At 62.2% G+C, this 8407-nt stretch carries 5 protein-coding genes; all 5 read right to left on the bottom strand.

The features are described from left to right. Positions 1-236 precede the first annotated feature (236 nt). The 5 genes from H043_RS0124250 to pvdM all read right to left on the bottom strand — a co-directional run bounded on the left by H043_RS0124250 (position 237) and on the right by pvdM (position 8206). Positions 237-2699, bottom strand: a complete 2463-nt coding sequence (locus H043_RS0124250; protein WP_027614035.1) for a TonB-dependent siderophore receptor — start codon at positions 2697-2699, stop codon at positions 237-239. A gap of 116 nt (positions 2700-2815) precedes the next feature. Then, positions 2816-4465 carry a cyclic peptide export ABC transporter gene (locus H043_RS0124245; RefSeq protein ID WP_007968743.1) on the bottom strand — a complete coding sequence of 550 codons (1650 nt, stop codon included), beginning with the start codon at positions 4463-4465 and terminating at the stop codon, positions 2816-2818. A 146-nt stretch (positions 4466-4611) separates the two neighbouring features. Continuing rightward, positions 4612-5520 (bottom strand): formylglycine-generating enzyme family protein, encoded by a 909-nt coding sequence (locus H043_RS0124240; protein ID WP_027614034.1) that lies wholly within the window; start codon positions 5518-5520, stop codon positions 4612-4614. Positions 5521-5558: 38 nt separating this feature from the next. Next, positions 5559-6839: an aminotransferase class V-fold PLP-dependent enzyme gene (locus H043_RS0124235; RefSeq protein ID WP_027614033.1), complete on the bottom strand. Its 1281-nt coding sequence runs from the start codon at positions 6837-6839 to the stop codon at positions 5559-5561. After that, positions 6836-8206 carry a pyoverdine-tailoring dipeptidase-like protein PvdM gene (pvdM, locus tag H043_RS0124230; protein WP_027614032.1) on the bottom strand — a complete coding sequence of 457 codons (1371 nt, stop codon included), beginning with the start codon at positions 8204-8206 and terminating at the stop codon, positions 6836-6838. The genes H043_RS0124235 and pvdM overlap by 4 nt, the downstream gene beginning before the upstream one ends. Positions 8207-8407 lie beyond the last annotated feature (201 nt).

Here is an 8407-nt window from a genome sequence, read left to right as displayed (position 1 = left end):
CCGTAGCGAGGGAACACTGAGCCTCAGCGAAGTGCCGTACGCCGGGGCAAAGCCTTTTGGGTTACCTTTTCGGCGTCTGGAAAAGGTGACTCGCTGTAAGAGCGAAACCGCCAGCGGCAGCACCCGAAGCAACGGATATTCACCCAAAACCCCAAGAGCCTGGTCGGCCCAAAGGCCGCCAAGTCCCCAAAAAAAACGCCAGCAAAATGCCGGCGTTTCAGTGAGCGCTAAACGTATTACCAGTTATAGGTCACGTCAGCAGTCATGGTCCGGCCTTCGCCGTAGTAGCAGTCGAGGGTGCCATTGCACGCGGCAACGTACTTCTCGTCAGTGAGGTTTTGCAGGTTGGCTTGCAGCTTCACGCCTTTGACATGCAGCGGCGATTTCTCCAGGTCGTAAGAGACCATGGCGTCATACACGGTGTAGGACGGAATCTGGAACGAGTCCGACTCGTAATCCGAACCGTAGCTGCTGCGCACGTAACGGGCGCCCAGGCCCATGCCGAAACCGGCGAGGGCGGTGGAGATGTCGAAGTCGTAGTTGACCCACGCGGAGGCGGTCAGCGGTGGACGCATGGCCAGAGTGCGACCTTCGCGACCGTCGTTGTCTTTCTCCCACTTGGTCTGGTTACGCGACACCGCCGCCAGCACGCGCAGGTTGCGGGTGACGTTGACCTTGCCTTCCAGCTCGATACCGCGCGAACGCACGGAGCCGCTCTGGGTGCTGAAGCCCGGGTTGTTGAGGTCGGTGGTCAGCATATTGTCTTGGTCGATCTGGTACGCCGACAGCTGGATGAAGCCGTCGATCGACTTCGGCTCGTACTTGACGCCGACTTCGTACTGCTTGCCGGTGGTCGGTTCGAAGGCGCCGCCGCTCATGTCGGTACCGGTTTGCGGCAGGAACGATTCGGCGTAGCTGATGTACGGCGTGATGCCGTTGTCGAACTCGTAGCCCAGGCCGGCACGCCCGGTGAACTTCTCGTCTTTCTGGTTGCTGTGGCCGCCGCTCAGCGGTTGCTTGTTGTCGGTTTCGGCGAAGTCATACCGACCGCCGAGGGTCAGGAACCACTGGTTCCAGCGCAGTTGATCCTGAGCGTACAGGCCGGTCTGGGTGATGGTGTTGTCCCATTTGTACGGCTGACGGAAATTGATCTGGCTGCCATACACCGGGTTGTACAGGTCCAGACCTGGAGCGGTGCGGTCGTACAGGCCGAGGAATTTCGAATTGTAGTGGTAGTAGTCCACGCCCAGCAGCACGGTGTGTTCGACGTCGGCGGTGTGGAACTTGGCCTGGGCAATGTTATCGATGCCGTAGACCTTGTTGTGCTGCGACCAGTCCACCGCATAACGGCTCTGGTAGCTGCCGTCGTTGAGGCCGGTAACCGGGTTGGTCGGGAACGCATAACCGTGCAGCGGCGCCACGTACTGGTCGTTGATGTCGGCGTAACGCGCGTTCTGCTTCAGGGTCCAGACGTCGTTGAGTTCGTGAGCGATCTCGTAACCGACGACGAACTGCTCGCGGTGGTACTTGTTCACGTCCGGCTCGCCGAGGAACAGGCTGCGGCTGATGCGCCCGGCCTGGCTGCGATGCACGGTGCCGTTGGCCGGCAGGCCTTGGGCTTCCGGTACATCGTGGTCTTTCTGGTACTGACCGAACACGGTGATGGTGGTCTGATCGTTAGGCAGCCAGGTCAGGCTTGGCGCCAGCAGCATGCGGTTCTGGCTGGCGTAGTCGATGGCCGAGCCGCTGTCGTTGACCACACCGGTCAGGCGATAGAGGAATTCGCCCTGATCATCGATCGGGCCGCCGAGGTCGAAGGCACCGTACTTGCGGTCATAGCTGCCGCCGCCGAGCTTCACTTCGTGCAGCGGGGTCGCGGTCGGACGCTTGCTGACCATGTTGACGATACCGCCCGGCTGGTTCTGGCCGTACAGCACCGAGGCCGGACCCTTGAGCACTTCAACGCGCTCCAGGGTGTACGGGTCGATCTGCAGCGAACCACCGGTGCTGCCGCCGCCGTAAGGCATGTGCAGGCCGTCGAGGTACAGCGGAGTAGGGGAGAAGCCGCGGGAGGTCGGTTCGTCGAAGATCTTCACCCGGTCCGAGAAACCGCCGCCGGTCATGCCCGGCGTGTACTGCAGAGCTTCGGTGACGGTCTTCGAGCCGCGCATCTTGATTTCGTCTTGAGTGACGACGTTGATGGTCTGCGGGATTTCCTTGAGCGACGAATCGGTCTTCGAACCGGTGGCGCTGCGCTTGGCGACGATCCCGTCTACCGGGCCCCAGGCCGATTCGGCGGTGGCGGAAATGCTGGTCGGGGCCAGATCGAGGCTGGCACCGCCGGTGCTGCGCGAACGCAAGGCGACGTTGTTGCCTTCGACGCTGTAGGCGATGTTGGTGCCTTGCAGCAGTTGCGCGATGGCGGCGGTCGGTTCCAGGTTGCCACTGACGGCGCTGCTGCGCAGGCCACTGACTTCATCCGGGCTGTACAGCACTTGGAGGTTGGTCTGGCGACCGAATTCCTGCAACGCGCTCCCCAGCGACTGTGCAGGAATATTGATCGCCACGGCGGCGGCCTGGGCCTGGCCGGTCATCGGCACAGTCAGGGCCATGGCGCAGAACGCGGGCAAGGTGCAACGGAAGGAGCGGCGGATCAGCAGAGCCTTGGCGAGCGGGTGGAGTCCGTGCGGTGCGGGCATTGTTCTTCTACTCTTCAAAGTGTTGACTGAGAACTATTTCTATTAACTGTTAGTAAGACGTTGAGCCTTCCGAAAACCGGAAAGCTCAACGCAATTTTTTTACAAATTTTTCACAGTCAGGCGGGTTGCAGCTCAGTGACCACTTTGCCGGCGCTCATGCGCACCAGTTGGTCTGCTACATCGAAGTAACGATCGTCGTGGGAAATGACGATGATGGTCTTGCCCAGGCGCTTCAGGTCCGGCAGCAGCTCGGTGTAGAAAATCCGCCGGAAGGTCGGGTCCTGATCGGCGGCCCACTCGTCGAACACCAGCACCGGACGCTCTTCGAGCCAGGCGTTGATCAGGGCCAGACGCTTGCGCTGGCCGGTGGACAGGTCGGTGGTGGTGAACGAGCCGTCACGCACACTGACCTTGTGCGCAATTTCCAGGCGCTCCAGGTATTGGTTGGCGTCTTCCGGGATATGCGTATCGCCCTGGACCACGTCGTCGAACAGGTAATAGTCGGCGAAAATCGTGGTGAACAACTGGCGGTAATCGTCGCGGTTGGCGGCATCGACAAGCTGCTGGTTGAGGCGGATTTCGCCTTGCTGTGGCGCGTACAGGCCCAGCAGCAACTTGATCAGCGTCGTCTTGCCGCAGCCATTTTCGCCGACGATGAAAATGATGTCGCCCTGTTCGATTTTCAGGTTCACCGGTCCCAACCGGAACGGCTTGGCGCCTTCTACCGTCGGGAAACTGTACGAGACATCGGTCAGTTCCAGGCTGTGCACCGGGGTCTTTTGGTGGCCCTGATCGCTGAGCAGCAGGTGCGGCTCTGGCGAGGAAAACTGCTCGGACAGATCGGCGATCCGGCGGAACGCGATTTGCGCGCGACTGACGATCGGCAGGGTGCCGATGATGTGTTCCAGCGGCCCTTTCATGTACAGCAGCACCAGCACAAAACCGCTCATCACCGCTTTGTCGGCACTCGGCCACAGCGATTGCAGGCCCAGCGCCAGACCGATCACCACGAAGAACAGCATCGAACCCAAGGTCTTGGCGACCACGAAAATGTTCACCGAACGCACCTGCGTGTCGCAGATCTTGTCGGCCGTGCCTTCGATGCCCGAGACGAACATGCGATGCCGGCGCGGGCGGTGAATGCGCAGTTCCTTGGCGCCCTCGGCGACTGCGTGATAGTGCTTCTGCAACTCGTCTTCGTAGTCGCGGGCCTTGAGGAAACCCTGCATGCCGCGCCCGCGTGCGATGTATTGAATGACCGTGCCGATCAGGATCGCCACCGCCATCATCAGGAACATCGGCCACGACAGCATCGCCAGGTAGCCCATGCAACCAAGGGTCACGGTCAGGGAAATCGCCAGCGGCGCAAAGGCGAAGGCGAAGTCGCTGATGGTGTCGACGTCGTGGGTCAGCACCGGAATCAGCCGATGGCTGCGATAGCGCTCGATCTGCTCGATCGGCGCCGAGAGGACTTTCTCGCCCAGCTCTTTGCGCAATTTGGCGATGATGTGCTGGCCGACGAAATTGGTGCCGATGTCGGAAAAGATCGAGCTGGTCAGCGCCAGCAGGCACAGGCCGGCAAACACCGCGACCATGGTGCTGGTCAGTGCGCCCTCGGCGTGCAGCACGTTGTTGATGGTCGCCAGCAGCGCGGTGACGCTCAGGCCACCGACCATGCCAAGCAGGATCGACACGCTGACGATCAGTCGAAAGGGTTTGAGCAGGGCGAACAATTCATTGATCACCCCGCGTGTTGGTTTGCTCATGGAGGTTCCCTGCTTGAAGGAGCGGCGAACACCGGCACTGCGCGTGGGTTCGCCTGGATGACGTAGAGGGCGGTGGGCGCGCCATGGAGGATCGCGCCCACTTTTAGAACGACTGGCAGGACGGCTAATTTAGCCGGGCGATGGCGTTACAGATCACGGGCGACCCGGAAGCCGATCCAGTCGCCACGGGTGTCGGTGTAAGTGGCGTTGCGGTTGCCCGAGCGCGAGAACACCGGGGCCTCGCCCCAGTCGTTGCCACGGATGCGCCGCACGTCGCACTTGCCGCTTAACCAGGCACTGCCATCGCTTGGCGCGCCGACGTAGTTCTCGTTGTAGCAATCGGCGGTCCACTCATAAATATTGCCGTGCATGTCGTAGACGCCGAAGGCATTGGCCGGGAAGCTGCCGGCCGGCGCGGTGAAGTTGTAGCCATCGGCGGCGCCATAGGTGTTGGCGTGTTTGGCGATGCTGTATTCCTTGCCTTCGTCAAACGGGAAAGGGAACGGCCCGGTGCTGCCGGCGCGGGCGGCGTATTCACGCAGCGATTCGCTGACCAGCCGGTATTGCTGGCAGGTCTTCTTCGACAGCCAGGCCACGTACGCTTCGACCTCCGGGAAATCCATGCACACCGCCGGGTGCTTGTCGGTGTACTGCTTGCGCGGGTCGCTGCCCTGATAATCCGGGATCCCGGCCTTGCAGGCGCGACCGGGGCGCGTGTCGCCGTCGGGCATCTTGTAGCCGCTGTCCTTGAGGTAGGCGTCCCACTCGCCGCGCAGAATCTGGAAACGGCTGATCGCCAGCGGTTTGGCAAACGTCACCGGGTGCAGCGGCCCTTCATCCGGCTCGCGGCCGACCTCATCCTCCGGGGTGCCCATGGTGAACGTGCCGGTGGGCAGCACGACCATTTCCGGGCAGTCCTTGCAGTCCTTGAACACCTTGCCCGGCGCAGGCGGGGTGGCGGCCTGCGCGGCACCCGGCAGCAGGCCGGCGGCGAGGGCGGTGAGCATCAGCGCCGGCAGCGCCTTCAAGGAAAATCGACGCAGTTCACTGTTCATTGCGAGTCTCGCTAAAAGGAAAAAAAGGAGCGTCCGGGTCAAAGGGCCTGATCGAGCACGCCCAGCAAGCGGTCGATTTGCTTTTCGTCGTTGAGCAGCCCCGGTGCGGTACGGATCACCGGGCCGACGTCACGGTGCACGGCATCGGCCACCACGCGGTTGGCCATCAGGTGCGCGGCGATCTTGTCGCTGTCCTTGCCCTTGACCCGGAAGAAGGTGAAACCGGCGGACAGCTCAGGGCTCAGTGGCGTCACCAGTTCGATCTGCGGCCGTTGCTGCAGGCGTTGTTTCAGGTAGCTGTTGAGCGCGTGAATGCGCGCCTCGACCTCGGCCTTGCCCAGCTCAAGATGCAATTTGAACGCTTCGTCCAGCGCCCAGCGGTGCTCGAACGAGTGATAGCCACCGGGTGTCATGGTGGTGGAAAACGCCGTGGCTTCGGAGAACGTCGGAATGATCGGGGTGACGTATCTGACTTCGGCAAAGCGACTGCAGACGATGCCGGTGCCGCGCGGGCCGAACATCCACTTGTGGGTGCCGGCAATGAAGAAGTCGCAGTTCATCTGCGCGAAGTTCAGGTTGTCCACGCCGAAGCCATGCACCCCGTCGACCACGTAAACGATGCGGTCAGCGTCGCTGCGACCGCGGTTGTGCCGGTCGACGATGGCGCCGATTTCACCGATGGGCAGTTTCATGCCGCTGCCCGAATGCACCCAGCACATGCCCAGCACCCGGGTTTCGGGGCGGATGGCGCCGTCGATGGCAGCAAGGATTTCTGCCTTGCTGGCGCTGTACGAATCCTTGAACAGGCGAATTTTGCGCACCCGGGTGCCGTCGCGTTCGCTACGCAGGGCGAGGATGGTGTGGGTCGCGTAGTGCTCGTGCTCGGTGGTGAGGATTTCCTGATCGGGGCGCACGTGCACGCCGCCGTAGATCGTCGCCAGACCTTCGGTGGTGCTGCCGGTCAGGGCGATCTGTTTGGCGTCGGCTTGCAGGTAGCGTCCGGCCCAGACCCGCACGTTCTCCTCGCGCTGTTCGATCACGCCGAGATCCCAATCCATGGCCAGGCCGGGATTTTTGTCGAGGGCGGCGCGGTGTCGTTCAATCGCCTCGCGCACCGGTTTCGGGTGCGAGGTGATCAGAAAGTTGGAGAAGTGCAGATACGCTGGATCCTGATCGAACAGCTGCTGCAACCGCGTCCACTTGTTGCCGGTCGCGGGCGCGGCGTTCGCGGCACAGGCGACATTCGGCAGGCTCGCGCCCAGTGGCAGCGCCGCCGCGAGAATCCCCGCCTGCTTCAAGAACTCACGACGATTGCTCATGGCTGGGCAGTTCCCGGCGCAGCGGCCAGTGCCGGTTTCGCGGCTTTCTCGACCTGATCCCAGACCCGCAGGAAGTTGCCGCCCCAGAGCTTGGCGATGTCCGCTTCGGAGTAGCCACGCGAGATCAGTTCGGCGGTGACGTTACGGATTTCGCCGACGTTCTCGAAACCTTTGACGCCGCCACCTTCGTTGAAGTCGGAGCTGATGCCGACATGGTCGATGCCGATCTTGCGCACCGCGTAATCGATGGCATCGCCCAGATCCTTGAGGCTGGCTTTCGGCTCTTCTTCAAGGATGCCGTACAGGCGGCTGGCGTACTGACCAAACTTCTGCTCGGACCACGCCGCAATGATCGGGTCGCCCGGCATCAGCGCCATCGCCAGGTTCGGCAGCGGCGGCAGGTCGAAGTCCTTGCGCATCTCGTTGAGCTTGTCCTGGGTTTGCTGGGTGAGCGGACGCAGGTACTGCGAGAACGCGACGATCTGCACCACGCCGCCGCTGTTTTTGATCAGCTGCATTTCCTTGTCGCTGAGGTTGCGCGGAATGTCGACCATCGCACGTGGCGCCGAATGCGAGGCCACCAGCGGCGTGCGGCTCAGTTGCGCAACTTGTTCGAGGGCTTTGGTCGACATTTGCGAGACGTCGATGATCACGCCCAGATCGTTGAGGCGCTTGACCGCCTGCTTGCCCAGATCCGAGAGACCGTCGAGGGCGTCCGGCGAATCATTGAGGAATGGCAGCGGCCGCGACGAATCCGCCCAGTCGTTGTTGCCGATGTAGCTGAAACCGAACATGCGCATGCCGCGCGCGGTCCACAGGTCCAGCAGGTTGAGGTCGTGGCCCAGCGGATAGGCGTTGAGCATGCTGATGAAAATCGCGAATTTGCCTTCGCCGTGCAAGCGCCGGAAGTCATCGGGGGTGTAGGCGATGGCCACCTGATTGGGGTAGTCGCGAACCATCCCGGAGATGATCTTGAAGCGGATTTCCTGCTGGTTGCGCGCCTCGTCGACGAAGCCGGGGGTTGGCTTGTGCGGGGCGTTCGGGCCGTTCCACATTTCCGGCCAGCCGAAGATGGTCAGCGCGGCGCCTGACAGGCGCCCGCGGTTGGCCTTGGCGAGGTCGAACTGGCCGTCGCCGTCCTTGTCGGCTTCGTGGCCATCGGTGCCGAAATTTTGCGTCAGGCTGACATGGCTGTCGAAAGAGAGCATGCGTTCGTGCAGCTCATCGGCCTGCTTCATGACTTTGGCCGGGTAGCCGAGGTCGTCCTTGAACCAGTGATGCCACACGGCAAAGCCTGCGCCGGCGCTGATCGCCAGGGCCAACGGCAGGCCGATGAATAGAGCCTTTTTCGAACGTGGTTTTGTCATTGCCATCTCAGTCAGGTTCGCCATCGAGGTGCAGGCGCGGGGGCCTTCGCTATCTGGGAAGAACGAGTGGTTGGCGGCAAAATTTAAGCCTGGTGCTGTGGCGAGGGGATTTATCCCCGATCGAGTGCGAAGCGCTCGCAAGGCCTGCCAGCGCAGTCCCTTCTGGTGTCGCCGCCAGCGTCGGATGGGAGTTGCTTCGCA

It is taken from the genome of Pseudomonas sp. URIL14HWK12:I6 (assembly GCF_000514195.1).
GTDB lineage: Bacteria > Pseudomonadota > Gammaproteobacteria > Pseudomonadales > Pseudomonadaceae > Aquipseudomonas > Aquipseudomonas putida_A.
Note: the sequence above shows the minus strand (reverse complement) of the source record. Positions and strands in the feature narration are given on the sequence as shown.